The organism is Microbulbifer maximicatervae (SeqCode), from assembly GCF_052467065.1.
In genome coordinates this window covers 1999167-2013849 of the sequence record NZ_CP174299.1, presented here as the reverse complement: position 1 = coordinate 2013849, position 14683 = coordinate 1999167, and the positions used below count along the sequence as shown (strand labels likewise).

The following is a 14683-nucleotide window of genomic DNA, read 5'->3' as shown; positions in this document are numbered from 1 at the left end:
TGACCCCTATGAATAAACCCGTCACAGCGCTAGCTTTTGACTTTGGAACCCGCTCTATTGGCGTAGCTTACGGCCAGAGCCTTACCGGTGGAGCACGGGAACTGGCCCCACTGCCCGCCAAAGATGGCAAGCCCAATTGGGACTCCGTCGAAGGCCTGATCAAAGAGTGGCAGCCCCACCTTTTACTGGTTGGCCTCCCCCTCAATATGGATGGCAGTGAAAGTGAATTTGGCGTGCGTGCGCGAAAATTCAGCCAGCGCCTGCACGGTCGCTATGGACTACCGGTAGAGCTCATTGACGAGCGTTTAAGCACCCGAGCCGCCAAGGAAGAGGCCAACGAACGCGGACATCGTGGCAACTACGCACAAGACCCAGTGGACTCAATAGCCGCACGGATAATTCTCGAAGACTGGCTGCGCACCAGGGGCTAGCCCCTCGGCTACAGAGAACCTCACGGCATTGCGACTCTGTTAGAATGGCCGCTTCAACCAATAAGTGATTGAGCCGCATGTCTATAGATCGTATTCGCATTGCCACCCGACAGAGTGCTTTGGCTCTGTGGCAGGCCAACTATGTCAAAGACCGCCTGCAACAGGCGCATCCCAAACTTCTTATCGAGTTACTGCCCCTCACCAGCCGGGGTGACCAGGTTTTGGACATCCCACTAACCAAAGTGGGCGGTAAAGGCCTGTTCGTTAAAGAACTGGAAGTGGCGATGCTCGAAGGCCGTGCGGACATCGCAGTTCACTCGATGAAAGATGTCCCCATGGAATTCCCCGAAGGACTTCACCTGCCGATTATTTGTGAGCGTGAAGATCCCCGCGATGCCTTTGTCAGTAATCTTTATGACAGCCTTGATGACCTGCCCCAGGGAGCAGTAGTCGGCACTTCCAGCTTGCGCCGACAATGCCAATTACTTGCCCGTCGCCCGGACCTCAAAGTCACCTTTTTACGGGGCAATGTGAATACTCGACTGGCCAAGCTGGATGCCGGCGATTACGACGCAATCATCCTCGCTGCGGCCGGACTGCTGCGACTTGAAATGCCGGAACGTATCCGCAGCTTCCTGGCAACAGACATCCTGCTCCCCGCTGGTGGACAGGGCGCAGTGGGTATCGAGTCGCGCCGCGATAGTGAACTGGAAGCCTTGATCCAACCGCTCCACTGTCCGGAAACCGCAGCCCGACTCAGTGCGGAGCGCGCCCTGGTTAAGCGCCTCAACGGCGGCTGCCAAGTGCCTATCGGCTGCTACGCCGAGCTGGATGGTGACACCCTGTGGCTGCGCGGACTCGTTGGCAGTCCCGATGGCAAAACCATGATACATGCCGACAATCGTGGCCCTGCCGCTGAGGGAGAGCGACTGGGTACTGAACTCGCGGAACAGTTACTGGCCGATGGTGCCGATAAAATCCTCGCCGGTATCTGATATGGGCGATTTCATCCCCGACCTGCTGCAGGGCAAACGTATTCTCAGTACGCGGCCAACGCAGCAGGCTGATAACTGGTGTGCGCTACTGCGCGGCCTGGGGGCCCAGGTAGATAACATCCCCATGCTCGGCATAGAGCCAATTGAGGATCAAGCTGCCATACAGGCCATAAAAAACTCAATCCTCGATTTTGATCAAACGGATGTCGCAATCTTTGTTTCCCAGAACGCCGTGCGCTACGGCGTAGACTGGCTTGAAGACTACTGGCCACAACTCCCCCAAGTACCTCGCTTTTTGGCGATCGGTGCAGCAACGGCCAGCGCTTTGGAGAAGCGAGGTATACCCTGCGAGCAAAGCGGCAATACGATGAACTCCGAGGAGTTGCTGCGCCTACCCTGGTTACAGCAGTTGGACGGAAAAAGAGTTCTTATTTTTCGCGGCTCCGGTGGCCGCCCTCTTATCGGCGACACCTTGAGTGATAGGGGTGCGCGAGTAACTTATTGCGAACTCTATCGGAGAGTGCTGCCACCGGAGGCTGCAACCTCCCTGGCTGAGTATGAATTCCAACCCGATATTATCAGTGTGCACAGTGGTGAAACACTCGATAACCTGGTTACCTGTATCCGCCAGATAAACCGCAATACACTCTTTGAAATCGCTCTTATCTGCCCGAGTATACGAGTTGCCACTCGGGCAAATGAGCTTGGTTTTGCCCGTTGCTATAGCGCGCTAAATGCCGGCGATAACGCTATGCTGGAAACACTGCGTAAAGCCCTCGGCTGATTTGCTATCGAATTCTCGACCGCTTTGCGCTAAAAATCTTAAAACGGCGTTTAGCCCGCTATTAAGGCTCGCGCCACTCGTTATAATCTGACGACATTTTCCACCTGCGCCGCCATACCCATGACCGATAAAAAAGATCAAAATATAGCCGCGACCAATGAGCCCCCGGAAAACACAAAGCCTGTAAAAGGCAAAAGTAATTTCGCCAAAGCCTCAGAGGAAAAAGCCTCTACGGGTAAAGCCAGCGGCGGTGCTGCGGCCAGTAGATCCTATGGGCTGTGGTGGTGGCTACTGGTCATCCTCATTTTGATTGCTGTGGCCTCACTGGCCTGGTTTAACTCTCCTCAGCTGCGCGAACACCTTGGCGCTTACCTCAACTATCTACCCGGAAAAACGGCAGCCCCGGAGAGCACCACCACTATTACCCCTGCAACGGAAGTGCCGGCTGCCGCTGAAAACACCACCCAAGCGCCGACCTCCAATACCACTTCGGAAACCCCTGCTGCTACCCCAGCCCCAACTGAACCCCAAACCCCCGATTATTCCGGGGAGTTCAGTCAGCTGGAGCAGGCCGATGCCAATTTACGCAATCAACTGGAGCGACAAAATCGTACTATCGCCCAACTGCAGCAGCAACTGGCTTCCATGCAGCGCAGTGTCACCGCACAGGGAAACCGTTTGGGCCAGCTGGGAAATGTAAGCCGCGACGATTGGCAATTGGCTGAGGCAGATTACCTGTTGCGTCTAGCCAACCAACGCCTGCTTCTCGAAGACGATAGTCGCGCTGCGCTGGGGCTTGTCGAGCGCGTGGACGAGATATTGCGCGATGTGGACTTACCAGATCTATACGGAGTACGCCAACAACTTGCCCGCGATATCACCTCACTGAAACTGGTCCAAAACATCGATCGCCAGGGTTTATACCTCCGTCTCAGCGCCTTGGAAGAACAGCTAGTCCGCACAAATATTCAACCGCGATTCGATATGGCTTCGGCAGAACAACAACCCAGTGAAGAGCAGCCCAGCATTGAGGAGAGTGCCCCCCTGTGGAAGCGGGAGTGGCACAACTTCACCCGCTTTATGCGCGAATCGGTACGCCCCATTGATGGAGACATCAACCCGGTAATGCTCTCCCCTCAGAGTGAAGCTCGCTTTCGCCAGACTCTGCGCCTTTATATGGAGCAGGCCCAACTGGCATTGCTTCGCGGCGATACCACGGTTTACAGGGACGCTCTGGATAGTGCGCGGTCGCTACTACTCAGTTATGGCACTGCCAGTCCGCAGCGCGATGCGCTGGCCCAACAATTAGCGGAACTTAGCAAACAGCGTATCCAGGTCGAAATGCCTGACCTCAGCGCCTCCCAGCTTGCCCTGCGCAATTATATTGAGCGCTTACACAAAACATCCGGCACCGCCACACCAACTGCCTCGCAACAGGAGGAGAACCAGTGAAAAAACTGTTCTTCACCGCTCTGGTACTACTGCTGCTCGGCGCTTTTCTACCGGAGGCTATTAACAATTATCCCGGCTACCTGGTAATCGGTATTGGCGGTGAACTGAATAAAGGCTACGAGATGAACCTCTGGTTCGCAATTTTCTCGCTGGCAGCAGCTCTAATTATCCTCTTCTTTGCCATTTGGCTGGCTCGCAGTATCTTTCGCGGATTCCGAGGTAGTGTCGACCGGCTGAGATTTGGTCGCCAGCGTGTAGCGCGCCGACGCCTGACCAGCGGCTTGGTGGAATTTATGGAGGGCAACTGGTCCCGGGCGCGCCGTCAGCTGCTGAAGAGCGCCCCTCGATCTGAAGCCCCGCTGATCAATTATTTGGCGGCAGCACGCAGCGCCTTTGAGCTGGGCTTTCGTGAGGAGGCCAATGAGTTACTCGCCAAAGCGGAGGCCTGTGGTGAAGATACCCGCCTGGCTGTGGCCCTAAGCCAAGCTCGTATGCAGCTCCTGGATAAACATTACGAGCAGTGTATCGCCAGCCTGGAGCGCGCCAAGCAGCTCGAGCCGAAACATCCTGCCCTGTTACAACTTCTCAAGCAGGCTTATTACCTTCTGGGTGACTGGAGCCGTCTTCGCGCATTACTGCCCGAATTGGAGAAACATGCGAACATGCCCAAAGCTGAGCTGCACCAGCTTGAACTCGAGGTGTATCAACATCAACTGACTGAGGCTGCTAATCGCAAAGATATCGATAAATTACACGATACCTGGCAAAGCCTGAGTGGCCGCTGGCAACGCAACGAAGCCCTGCGCAGTCTCTACGCTCAGCAACTGCATCGGATCGGCGAAGATACCGAGGCAGAGAAGCATTTGCGCTGGCTACTCAATCGAGCCTGGGACCCCAAGCTTGCCGAACTCTACGGCTGCCTGGTGGGGGCCGCCCCTGCGGCACAAATATCAGCTGCTGAAGCCTGGCTGAAAGAGTATGGGGAGAGTGCCGCACTGCTAACCTGTCTCGGACGCCTCTCAATGCGCAATGAACTTTGGGGCAAAGCTCAGCAATATTTTGAGAAAAGCCTGTTGTTGCGCCAAGATCCCGCTACCTCCGCTGAACTGGCTCGCCTATTTCAATCCCTTGGGGAAAAAGATAAAGCAGCAAAACTCTATGAGGAAGGCTTGCTACAAGCAGTCAAGGACTTGCCCCAGTTGCCTATGCCCAGTCAAGGCACTCCCCTACTAGGCGCTCACGCCTGAGTCATCTCCCCTGAAAGGCCGACGGGCCTTTCAGCCACTCCCCAATTGCGCCTATAGTGAACTCCCGTTTACCAATAAGGACACGGCTGTGACCCTCTTTGTGCGCTACATAGTTGCCTTACTTTTTACCGCCAGTGTGTTTTTTACTGGCCATGCATCCGCTGAATATTCAGTAACTCCTCAAGATAAAGCCTTAACTGATTACGAATATCCCTATCCAGTTCATCACTTTCATTTCGAACAACAGGGGCAACCACTGGCAATGGCCTTTATGGATGTACCTCCTGCAGAGGGTAGAGATGCAAGAGGCACGGTACTCCTGTTACACGGTAAGAATTTTTCGGCGGCTTATTGGAAGGAGACTATCTCCCAACTCAGTCAGCTAGGGTACCGGGTTATAGCGCCGGACCAGATCGGTTTCGGAAAATCCAGTAAACCGTTAACCCAATACACTTTTCAGGGACTTAGCAACAATACCAAGGTTTTATTGGATAAATTGAAAATAAAAGAGGTTATGGTAGTTGGGCACTCTATGGGAGGCATGCTGGCTACCCGGTTTACCCTGATGTACCCGGAGCGAGTCAAAAAGCTAGCACTTGTAAACCCTATAGGCCTTGAAGACTGGAAGCGATGGGTTCCCTATGAACCTTTGGACCAAGCGATTGCTCGCGAAAAAAAACAAACTCCAGAATCTATCAAACGCTACATGAGTAAAGCCTACTTTTTTGAGCAGTGGCGCGAAGAATATAACCCGCTACTGGATATTCAAGCTGGCTGGACCCTGGGACCCGATGCGGCTCATATGGCAACCGTGGATGCCCTAACTTCCGAAATGGTATTCACTCAACCGGTACTTTATGAGTTTGCCAATATCAAGGTGCCTACCCTACTGATTATAGGTACCCGAGATCGAACAGCTATTGGCCGCGCCCGCGCGCCTGAAGCGGTACAAGAAAAATTAGGCCGGTACGATCAATTAGGCAAGCGTACAGCAGCAGAAATCCCCAAAGCCGAATTAGTCGAAATGGAAGGGGTTGGACATTTACCCCAATTCGAAGCTTTTCCAACTTATATTGATGTTTTAAGTAAGTTTCTTGCGGCTCCTATTGGAAAGTAGGACCTACAGCCTGCCCAGTAGAAACCCAATCCAGGAAACACATCATTGGCACGGAGGCTGATGTGTAGAGCATCCATTTGCAGAAAGTTATAGCTTGCACGCAAGGAAACTATTAGTAATCAATGATAGTGCAAATGGCGATTTAACATTCAATAAGTCGCCGCTTGCAGACTTTCTACGAGAATTTATTTCGTTTTTAAACAGCCCAAGGCAAGCCCACAAAAAGTAACATGGCAAAATAAGTAATTACCCCTTGTAAAAGGGCAATTAGAATAGCCTTTAAAAAACCCGTACCAAGTACCAGCATATAGGCTATAGCAGCCAGGGGAATTGTCATTAAAATCCCAGCGCTATCCGTCACACCCGGCAACATGCCGCCAACAATTCTTTGAATAATTAGGGCCAACAGCAAAGCGAAAAGACAATAAAATACACCCGTATTTTTCGCCCCCAACATGGCAGCTGCCAACTTCAGAGGCAGAACAAGAACTGCCACCATAATAATTACAAAAATAATTAATTCCATTTGTTACCTCTCCATTTAATTTTAGTTATTTACTCACTTCCAACTTCAACCGTTTCCCAACCCCAGGAATTAGATATCTACTTGTTTTCAATGCAGCATGTCGCCATACGCAAAAACACAACCCAGACATAGCCTGCACTGTCACCCCATGCCAATATACTGGCAGCAGCATGTAAATTCTGTCGCGAATCATACTTATATAAACCAAAACCACAATAAAGTTCACAAATAAAAAAGCTGGCGCGAATTTCGCTCCAGCTTTGAGAAATAATACATCTAAACTATCAGTTAATAACGATTTGGCAGCTTATTTACGTACCAGGGTCAGGGATGAGGGTAACTGCTCCCCGTTCTTCAAGTAAGTCTCTTCCCGCTGTAACTTGCCGTTACCTAACCAGGTAAAAGAAAGGCTATCCAGACGACTCTTACCGTCCAAAGTAAAATTAGTTACATCCTTGAAAGAAAATGCCAAAGTATCTTCAACACTATTTTTTTGCCAACTTAACCTGGGCTGATTACCCTGGGGACAATAGTGCGTCACTATTAAATTATCATTATCCAAGTGGTAGACCGTCAGGGAATGTTGGCGCCCGTTATAGAGCCAACTTTCCAGTACTACACTTCCTCCAGCTGTATCGGAAAAACTAATAACAAAATCGTCATTTTTTGCCCCTTCCTCTCTCCATTCTCCAGCTAGCCCTTTGATCTTCTCAAAAATTGCCTCTGCACCATTATCCTGGCTGGCAATTACAGGCTGAAATATTACTATCCCCAAAAATAGAATTACTAGTTTTGATAAATTCCCTATCATACTCTCATCCAACCTTAGAAAAATACACAACAAGAAAGGCCCTCCTTAAAATAAAAATTTCAGGAGTGGTCATCCTACAGTTGTTTTTATATTTTCATGAGGCGAATAGCAATACGTTTCATCGCATTGGCCGATTTAATATCCATATCTCTGTTCATCAAGCTAATAAACCATATTTAACGTCCAATTCAAAAATAAATGGCGACAAATACCTCGGATTATCCCCCACACTTTTATTCTGGCAATAGCTATTCAAGGTATGGCTGCCTACCAAGTAACTACATATATAAATTCTTCGATACTATAATTTCAAGCATTTTATTCCTGCTCATTTGGTACTAATACCAAAATACGAAAATGACTATCCCTATCAGGCCCACTACATAAATTTTCCTTATTAAAGCAATCCTTATAGTTAATTCAGGGCCACGATCTAGCCCGTACCTGACTGCGACGCCAACAGTAAAAGCTATAGATGCAAAGAAGGAAGAAAAAACAAAGAGTGACCGCTATGCGGTCACTGTACTGAGCTCCACCAAGGGCGCTTATTCGGACGGGAGTACTGAAAATATATCGCTGTGCTTATTCGAGGCCCAATTTAGACCATATTTCATCAACCTTTTTAACCACATTCGGGTCGCGCTCAATAGGTACACCCCACTCCCGACTAGTTTCACCTTCCCATTTATTAGTCGCATCAAAACCTATTTTTGAGCCTAAACCGGAGACCGGCGAAGCAAAATCCAAATAATCAATCGGAGTATTTTCTACCATCACCGTATCCCGCGCCGGGTCCATACGCGTGGTCATCGCCCAGATTACATCTTTCCAATCCCTGGCATTGACGTCTTCGTCAGCGACAATAACAAACTTGGTGTACATAAACTGACGCAGGAAAGACCAGACACCCATCATTACCCGCTTGGCGTGACCCGCATACTGCTTCTTCATGGTGACCACGGCGAGACGGTAAGAACATCCCTCCGGCGGCAAATAGAAATCGACAATTTCAGGAAATTGCTTTTGCAGGATTGGCACAAAAACCTCGTTTAAAGCCTCGCCTAAAATCGCAGGTTCATCCGGTGGGCGCCCGGTATAGGTGCTGTGGTAAATGGGATTTTTACGGTGCGTAACCTTCTCTACCGTAAACACAGGGAAGCTGTCCACTTCGTTGTAGTAACCGGTGTGGTCCCCATAGGGCCCCTCATCAGCCATATCATCGGGATAGATAAATCCCTCCAGAACATATTCGGCACTGGCAGGCACCTGAAGATCACTGAGTAAGGCATCAGTCACTTCTGTCTTATCCCCCCGCAGCAGGCCGGCAAAGGCATACTCAGACAAAGTATCCGGCACCGGGGTAACGGCCCCCAGAATTGTGGCGGGATCGGCACCCAGGGCAACAGCTACCGGATAGGGTTCACCGGGATGCTTCTTACACCAGTCCCGATAATCCAGCGCACCCCCGCGATGACTGAGCCAGCGCATTATCAGGCGGTTCTTTCCGATTAATTGCATCCTGTATATGCCCAGGTTTTGCCGTTTCTTCTCAGGCCCTCGGGTAATTACTAAGGGCCAAGTGACCAGCGGAGCGGCATCTCCCGGCCAGCAGGTTTGGATTGGCAGCTGATGAAGATCAACCTGATCCTTCTCAAGGACCACCTGTTGGCAAGCGGCACCCTTTACGACTTTTGGCCCCATATTCAGGACCTGCTTAAAGACCGGCAACTTCTCCCAGGCATCGCGGAGATTTTCCGGTGGCTGCGGCTCCTTGAGAAAAGCCAGCAGTTCTCCCACTTCACGCAGTTCGGCAACACTCTCTCTTCCCATCCCCAGGGCGACTCGCTCTGGTGTTCCGAAAAGATTGGCAAGAACTGGGGTCTCAAAGCCTACCGGGTTCTCAAACAACAATGCAGGCCCCTCAGCTCGCAATACGCGATCGGAAATTTCTGTCATTTCCAAAATGGGGTCAACAGGGTGCTTGATTCGTTTTAGTAGGCCGCGCTTTTCCAGCAACTTAATAAAGTCGCGTAGATCTTTATATTTCATGGGCTAACAAGGCGTGACTATAAACCAGAGCGCAGTGTAAAACAGAAGGCGCAGGATGGGTAACAACACACCAATTGGAATGAAGAGAGAGGAGGGAGGGAGTCGCGGCTCGCAAGCCTGGGCTGCGAGCCGCGGAAATAATAAGCTTTTTACAGCTTAGAAGCGGGGGCGACGCGGACGATCTTCGCGAGGCTTAGCTTCGTTAACGCGGATGTTACGGCCAGACAGCGGTTGGTCGTTCATCTCTTCGATAGCTTTGCGCGCTTCATCGTCGTTAGGCATTTCTACGAAACCGAAGCCTTTAGAGCGGCCAGTCTCACGGTCGGTGATAACAGTAGCCCGAGAGATCTCTCCGAATGCACCAAAAGCTTCGTGCAGGTCGTCAGAGGTTACCGCGTAGGCCAGATTTCCAATATAGATATTCACAAAAGGTTCTCACTAGGTGTGTGGGCTGTCGTGCAGTCACAAATGGATAACCAGCTCCACCAGATTAACCATTTGAGATTGGCCCTTTGCGGAGAAATAAACCCCTGGGCCAATTCAGTAAGGCGCGTTGCCTAAAATCCATATCAAGCGCCACAATGTGGAACTTTATATGCCTATTGGCTCGCCTTTTCAACAGTAATAGACGCAATTAATCGTCTTATTCTGCTCCTAATAAATAAAGAGCGCCTTTTTAGGCGCTACTTTATATACAAAAATTATTTCCGTTTCATGGATAGGAAGAATTCGTCATTTGTCTTGAAATCTTTCAATTTATCCACTAGGAATTCAGTCGATGCCACATCTTCCATATCGTGTAACAGCTTACGCAAAATCCACACTCGCTGCAGCTCGCCCTCAGGCATTAACAGCTCTTCCCGGCGAGTGCCGGATCTGCGCACATTAATGGCCGGATATACGCGTTTTTCAGCAATTTTGCGATCCAGCTGCAATTCCATATTACCGGTACCTTTAAATTCCTCGAAAATCACTTCGTCCATTTTCGAGCCGGTATCGATAAGTGCAGTAGCAATAATAGACAGACTTCCGCCTTCTTCAATATTTCGCGCTGCCCCAAAGAAGCGCTTCGGGCGCTCTAAGGCGTGAGCATCAACACCACCGGTTAATACTTTACCGGAGCTAGGAACTGTTGTGTTGTAAGCGCGAGCCAGGCGGGTGATAGAGTCGAGCAAGATAACCACATCTTTCTTGTGCTCAACCAGGCGCTTGGCTTTTTCAATTACCATTTCCGCAACTTGTACGTGACGTGCCGGCGGCTCATCAAAAGTAGAGGCAACAACTTCACCGCGCACGGAGCGCTGCATTTCTGTCACTTCCTCAGGACGCTCGTCAATCAGAAGTACGATCAAGTGGCACTCTGGATTATTGCGCGTAATGGCCTGTGCCATATTTTGCAACATAATCGTTTTACCGGCCTTCGGCGGCGCAACAATCAAGCCGCGCTGGCCTTTCCCGATTGGAGCTACAAGATCAATAATACGACCAATCAGGTCTTCGGAGGAGCCGTTTCCGCACTCGAGGGTGAGGCGATCGTTGGGGAATAGAGGAGTGAGGTTTTCGAAAAGAATTTTGTTACGTGCGTTTTCCGGTTTGTCAAAATTAATTTCGTTAACTTTTAATAAGGCAAAATATCTTTCACCTTCTTTCGGTGGGCGAATCTTTCCGGAAATTGAGTCACCCGTACGTAAATTAAATCGGCGAATCTGACTTGGAGATACATATATATCATCCGGTCCCGCAAGATAAGAGGAGTCAGCAGAACGCAAAAATCCAAAACCATCTTGAAGGATTTCTAATACGCCGTCGCCATAAATATCTTCACCGCTTTTGGCGTGGCGCTTGAGGATATTGAAAATAATATCCTGCTTGCGCGAACGGGCCAGGTTTTCAAGGCCCATGCCTTTGGCTATTTCAATCAACTCTTCAATGGGTTTGGTTTTTAATTCGGAGAGATTCATACCAATTGCTTATTAATGTTTCTGTTGTCATATGGCGCGGACACGCCTGAAATTTTGAGGAGGGGTTTGATATTAGAGATTAGCTCGTTTATTTACCCGATACACCTAGGTACCTTTTCCTACCAAGACCACAGTACTCAGTAAACTTTTGCTCTCCATAATCAATTTATGGAGCATTATCAGAACAAGTTCAACTCGAGGAGTATACGCGCCGGGGATGGTCAGGGACCCTGTGGAGGGGCGTTTTGTCAGCTCGTCTCATTTAATTCAAGACCGCTGAACTATTTCAGAATTACAGCCAGTATAACGGGTGTTTCCAATCCTGCAAAGAAATTTACCCCCTTTGCAGGATGGAAACGACAGTCTTACAGCTGACCGTCGATAAACTCAGTCAGCTGCGCGCGGGACAGTGCGCCGACTTTAGTACCTTCGACATTGCCGCCTTTGAACAGCAGCAGCGTGGGGATACCGCGGACATTGTATTTGGCCGGGCTCTCTTTATTCGCATCAACGTCTACTTTTACGATCTTCAACTTATCGCCGTAGTGGCCGGCCAGGTCTTCCAGCACTGGAGCGATCATCTTGCACGGACCGCACCACTGTGCCCAAAAATCTACCAACACCGGGCCTTCAGCTTTGAGAACTTCTGCTTCGAATTCAGCGTCAGATACGTTGACGATTGAGTGCTCGCTCATATTGCATTCCTGTTCTTTAGTTACTCGATGCGTGGGCACCGCCAACGCATCTTCTCACGGTCACAGCGGTGGTTATACAGCTGCGATGCACCATTGCCCTCAAAATTGGGGCGCAAAATGGGATTTCAAGTCTTTCCTGCCACAGACTTACGCCTGCTCCAGGAAGCGCTGCAAAATCTCATCGATATAGTCAAAGCCAAAAGCCGTGGCAGCAATCCGCTTATCCAAACACTCTACAAGCTCCATTGCCATCAAGGTAGGCCATTGTTTTTGCAGCTCGGACATCGGCAATCCGGTGTAGCGGGTGAAAGTATCACTGGGAACACCATCCGCCAGGCGAAGGGCATTCATAAGAAACTCCAGTGGCAAATCCTCATTCTCAACCCTGTCAGTATGGGGTTCAGACAAGGCACTATGCAGCAGCTCGGGATCTTGCCTGGCGATAGACAAGTAGTCCCTCGGAGTGCGTGTGCGACGACTGCGCAGAATTTGCCCAGTTTCAGCTAGGGTTACCTTGCCATGAGCACCGGCACCAATCCCCAGATAATCTCCGAATGACCAATAATTAATATTATGGCGGGATTCAAGTTCGGGTTTGCTATAAGCCGACACCTCGTAACGACGATAGCCCTCGGACGCCAGTAGTTCGCGTCCGCTGCCCTGCATACTGGCGATCAGCTGGGAGCCGGGGGTGACTGGTGGCGCACTGTAGAATGCAGTATTTGGCTCAATCGTTAATTGGTACCAGGAAATATGCTCTGGAGCCAAGGAAATTGCACGGCGCAAATCGCCAAGGGCTTCCACCTCGGTCTGATTGGGCAATCCGTGCATCAGGTCGAGGTTAATATTGTCAAAGCCCGCACGACGCGCCATTGCCAGGGCACCTTCGGCCTCTTCTCCGCTGTGAATACGTCCCAATTGTTGTAGCTGATTGGAATCGAAGCTTTGCACTCCAATAGAAAGACGATTAACTCCAGCAGATCGATAGCCAGTGAACTTGGCTTGTTCAAAAGTGCCGGGGTTGGCCTCCAGGGTTATCTCGACCCCCTCAGCAAAACCCACCACCTGCTCAGCAGCCTCCAGGATCTGCCCAATTGCTTGGGGGGAGAACAGGCTCGGCGTGCCGCCACCAAAAAAGATGGACTGCAATTTTCGCCCCTGCACCCAGGGCAACTGGCTGATCAGATCCAGACGCAACTGCGCCACATACTCGGATTCCGGTAGGGCGTAGTCCGAATTAGCCCGGTCTCTATCAGCCTGGTGGGAGTTGAAATCACAGTAGGGACATTTGCGCACACACCAGGGGATATGGATATACAGGCTCAGCGGTGGCAGCTGTAATTCAGCAATCTGATCAGGCAAGGTCAGCACCCTGCATATTTTGCTGCCATAAAAGCTCAAATTGAGACATAGCCTGGGCCCTGTGGCTCAGTCGATTCTTCAAGTCTCTCGGCAGTTCAGCGGAAGTCATTCCCTCAGATTCAACAAAGAACAGCGGGTCATAACCAAATCCCTGCTCTCCCGCCGGCTCCCGCAGAATCGTCCCGCTCCACTTTGCACTAGATACCAAAGGCACCGGGTCATCCCATTGCCGCACAAAAGCCAGCGCGCAGTGGAAACTGGCAGTGCGATGCTTAGATTCAACATCAACCATGACCTCCAATAACTTCGCATTGTTTTTTTCATCAGTCGCCCCGGCACCTGAGTAGCGTGCAGAGTAAATTCCCGGCGCACCACTCAATGCATCTACCGACAGCCCGGAGTCATCGGCTAATGCCGGCAGGCCACTGATACGGCTGGCGTGGCGGGCCTTAATCAAAGCATTCTCAATAAAGCTCAATCCGGTCTCATCAGCGTCACTTACCCCAAATTCAGATTGAGGAAGAACCTGTATATCCCATGAGGCGAACAGCTGTGAAAACTCGCGAAGTTTGCCGGCATTACCGCTGGCAAGAACAATTTTATTTACCATATTGCTTCAAACAAAAAGCGGGCCTCGGCCCGCGGTGAATCTTAAAGAAGGGATTTCGACCAGCTCTCAGCCAGTAGAACCTTGGCAGATATCTATCGGTTCAGTCTGCGACGGAAAGTGATCGTCTCACTTTTACCATTGGGCAGCTTGATATCTACGTTAAAAGTAAGGGTTTCCTCATCCTCAAAACGCAGGGGCGCAAGATAGTAAACAGCATCCCCTTCCCGAATTTCTTTGAACTTAAGTGGTCTTGACTGCTGGATCAGGTTGGTAGCTGTACCAGACATCTCAGCGCTAAGGCCATGAGTTCCGCCCTCTTTCTTGACGACAGAGACATTTACATAGGCCCGATCTTTTGCTCGAGCCAACTGGTACTGACGGGCGATATCCGGCTGAATAAAATCGCTATTGAACACTGAATAGACTACTCGATAGTCGCCAAAATCAGCGTAGTTCTTAATCGTACGCGCTTCTTGCGCGGCAGCGCCGACAGATAAAAATAGCAAGGCCACAGAAGCAGCCAGGGTAAGGATGCGTTTCACGCTCCACCTCCAGTTGTTATAGGCGCCACCTCTCCCGGCAGGTTTGGTGGTCAATTCCAGTCAGGCCCCCTCAGGAGTGCCTCTCTCGATCTATTTATCGC

General features: G+C 50.5%; 15 protein-coding genes. 6 read left to right on the top strand and 9 right to left on the bottom strand.

Annotation, left to right across the window (positions count from 1 at the left end; translation table 11 throughout):
- Positions 1 to 8 precede the first annotated feature (8 nt).
- The 6 genes from ruvX (at position 9) to ACJJI1_RS08955 (ending at position 6026) form a co-directional block, all read left to right on the top strand.
- On the top strand, positions 9 to 431 hold the full coding sequence (ruvX, locus tag ACJJI1_RS08980; RefSeq protein WP_413664071.1) for a Holliday junction resolvase RuvX: 423 nt from the start codon (positions 9 to 11) through the stop codon (positions 429 to 431).
- 77 nt (positions 432 to 508) lie between these two features.
- Entirely contained in the window at positions 509 to 1426 is a 918-nt protein-coding gene (gene hemC / locus ACJJI1_RS08975; RefSeq protein WP_444959132.1) for a hydroxymethylbilane synthase, read from the top strand.
- A gap of 1 nt (position 1427) precedes the next feature.
- Positions 1428 to 2210 (top strand): uroporphyrinogen-III synthase, encoded by a 783-nt coding sequence (locus tag ACJJI1_RS08970; RefSeq protein WP_444959131.1) that lies wholly within the window; start codon positions 1428 to 1430, stop codon positions 2208 to 2210.
- 120 nt (positions 2211 to 2330) lie between these two features.
- Entirely contained in the window at positions 2331 to 3662 is a 1332-nt protein-coding gene (locus tag ACJJI1_RS08965; protein WP_444959130.1) for a uroporphyrinogen-III C-methyltransferase, read from the top strand.
- The gene (locus ACJJI1_RS08960) at positions 3659 to 4909 is read left to right on the top strand and encodes a heme biosynthesis HemY N-terminal domain-containing protein (protein WP_444959129.1); all 1251 of its coding nucleotides are present in this window, start codon (positions 3659 to 3661) and stop codon (positions 4907 to 4909) included. The genes ACJJI1_RS08965 and ACJJI1_RS08960 overlap by 4 nt, the downstream gene beginning before the upstream one ends.
- Before the next feature lie 88 nt (positions 4910 to 4997).
- Positions 4998 to 6026, top strand: coding sequence for an alpha/beta fold hydrolase (locus ACJJI1_RS08955; protein WP_444959128.1), 1029 nt, complete (start codon positions 4998 to 5000; stop codon positions 6024 to 6026).
- 196 nt (positions 6027 to 6222) lie between these two features.
- Here the strand turns inward: ACJJI1_RS08955 and ACJJI1_RS08950 are convergent, their stop codons facing one another.
- From ACJJI1_RS08950 to ACJJI1_RS08910, 9 genes are all read right to left on the bottom strand, one after another.
- Entirely contained in the window at positions 6223 to 6552 is a 330-nt protein-coding gene (locus ACJJI1_RS08950) for a hypothetical protein (RefSeq protein WP_413664065.1), read from the bottom strand.
- A 307-nt stretch (positions 6553 to 6859) separates the two neighbouring features.
- Positions 6860 to 7363: a hypothetical protein gene (locus ACJJI1_RS08945; protein ID WP_444959127.1), complete on the bottom strand. Its 504-nt coding sequence runs from the start codon at positions 7361 to 7363 to the stop codon at positions 6860 to 6862.
- 582 nt (positions 7364 to 7945) lie between these two features.
- The gene (gene ubiD / locus ACJJI1_RS08940) at positions 7946 to 9412 is read right to left on the bottom strand and encodes a 4-hydroxy-3-polyprenylbenzoate decarboxylase (protein WP_444892573.1); all 1467 of its coding nucleotides are present in this window, start codon (positions 9410 to 9412) and stop codon (positions 7946 to 7948) included.
- 156 nt (positions 9413 to 9568) lie between these two features.
- Positions 9569 to 9838, bottom strand: a complete 270-nt coding sequence (gene rbp / locus ACJJI1_RS08935) for an RNA-binding regulator (protein WP_020413665.1) — start codon at positions 9836 to 9838, stop codon at positions 9569 to 9571.
- Between the two features lie 275 nt (positions 9839 to 10113).
- A complete protein-coding gene (rho, locus tag ACJJI1_RS08930) occupies positions 10114 to 11373 on the bottom strand; it encodes a transcription termination factor Rho (RefSeq protein WP_108731406.1) in 1260 nt (419 codons plus the stop codon).
- A 365-nt stretch (positions 11374 to 11738) separates the two neighbouring features.
- On the bottom strand, positions 11739 to 12068 hold the full coding sequence (gene trxA, locus ACJJI1_RS08925; protein ID WP_282930316.1) for a thioredoxin TrxA: 330 nt from the start codon (positions 12066 to 12068) through the stop codon (positions 11739 to 11741).
- A gap of 147 nt (positions 12069 to 12215) precedes the next feature.
- Positions 12216 to 13430, bottom strand: coding sequence for a radical SAM family heme chaperone HemW (gene hemW / locus ACJJI1_RS08920; RefSeq protein ID WP_444959126.1), 1215 nt, complete (start codon positions 13428 to 13430; stop codon positions 12216 to 12218).
- A complete protein-coding gene (rdgB, locus tag ACJJI1_RS08915; RefSeq protein WP_444959125.1) occupies positions 13423 to 14040 on the bottom strand; it encodes an RdgB/HAM1 family non-canonical purine NTP pyrophosphatase in 618 nt (205 codons plus the stop codon). Before rdgB ends, hemW begins: the two co-directional genes overlap by 8 nt.
- Before the next feature lie 92 nt (positions 14041 to 14132).
- Positions 14133 to 14582, bottom strand: a complete 450-nt coding sequence (locus tag ACJJI1_RS08910) for a DUF4426 domain-containing protein (RefSeq protein WP_413664060.1) — start codon at positions 14580 to 14582, stop codon at positions 14133 to 14135.
- Positions 14583 to 14683 lie beyond the last annotated feature (101 nt).

Excerpts from the sequence above, each read along its gene's own strand:
- ruvX (WP_413664071.1), top strand. The coding sequence starts at position 9 with ATGAATAAACCCGTCACAGCGCTAGCTTTTGACTTTGGAACCCGCTCT.
- hemC (WP_444959132.1), top strand. The coding sequence starts at position 509 with ATGTCTATAGATCGTATTCGCATTGCCACCCGACAGAGTGCTTTGGCT.
- ACJJI1_RS08970 (WP_444959131.1), top strand. The coding sequence starts at position 1,428 with ATGGGCGATTTCATCCCCGACCTGCTGCAGGGCAAACGTATTCTCAGT.
- ACJJI1_RS08965 (WP_444959130.1), top strand. The coding sequence starts at position 2,331 with ATGACCGATAAAAAAGATCAAAATATAGCCGCGACCAATGAGCCCCCG.
- ACJJI1_RS08950 (WP_413664065.1), bottom strand. The coding sequence starts at position 6,552 with ATGGAATTAATTATTTTTGTAATTATTATGGTGGCAGTTCTTGTTCTG.
- ACJJI1_RS08945 (WP_444959127.1), bottom strand. The coding sequence starts at position 7,363 with ATGATAGGGAATTTATCAAAACTAGTAATTCTATTTTTGGGGATAGTA.
- ubiD (WP_444892573.1), bottom strand. The coding sequence starts at position 9,412 with ATGAAATATAAAGATCTACGCGACTTTATTAAGTTGCTGGAAAAGCGC.
- rho (WP_108731406.1), bottom strand. The coding sequence starts at position 11,373 with ATGAATCTCTCCGAATTAAAAACCAAACCCATTGAAGAGTTGATTGAA.
- trxA (WP_282930316.1), bottom strand. The coding sequence starts at position 12,068 with ATGAGCGAGCACTCAATCGTCAACGTATCTGACGCTGAATTCGAAGCA.
- rdgB (WP_444959125.1), bottom strand. The coding sequence starts at position 14,040 with ATGGTAAATAAAATTGTTCTTGCCAGCGGTAATGCCGGCAAACTTCGC.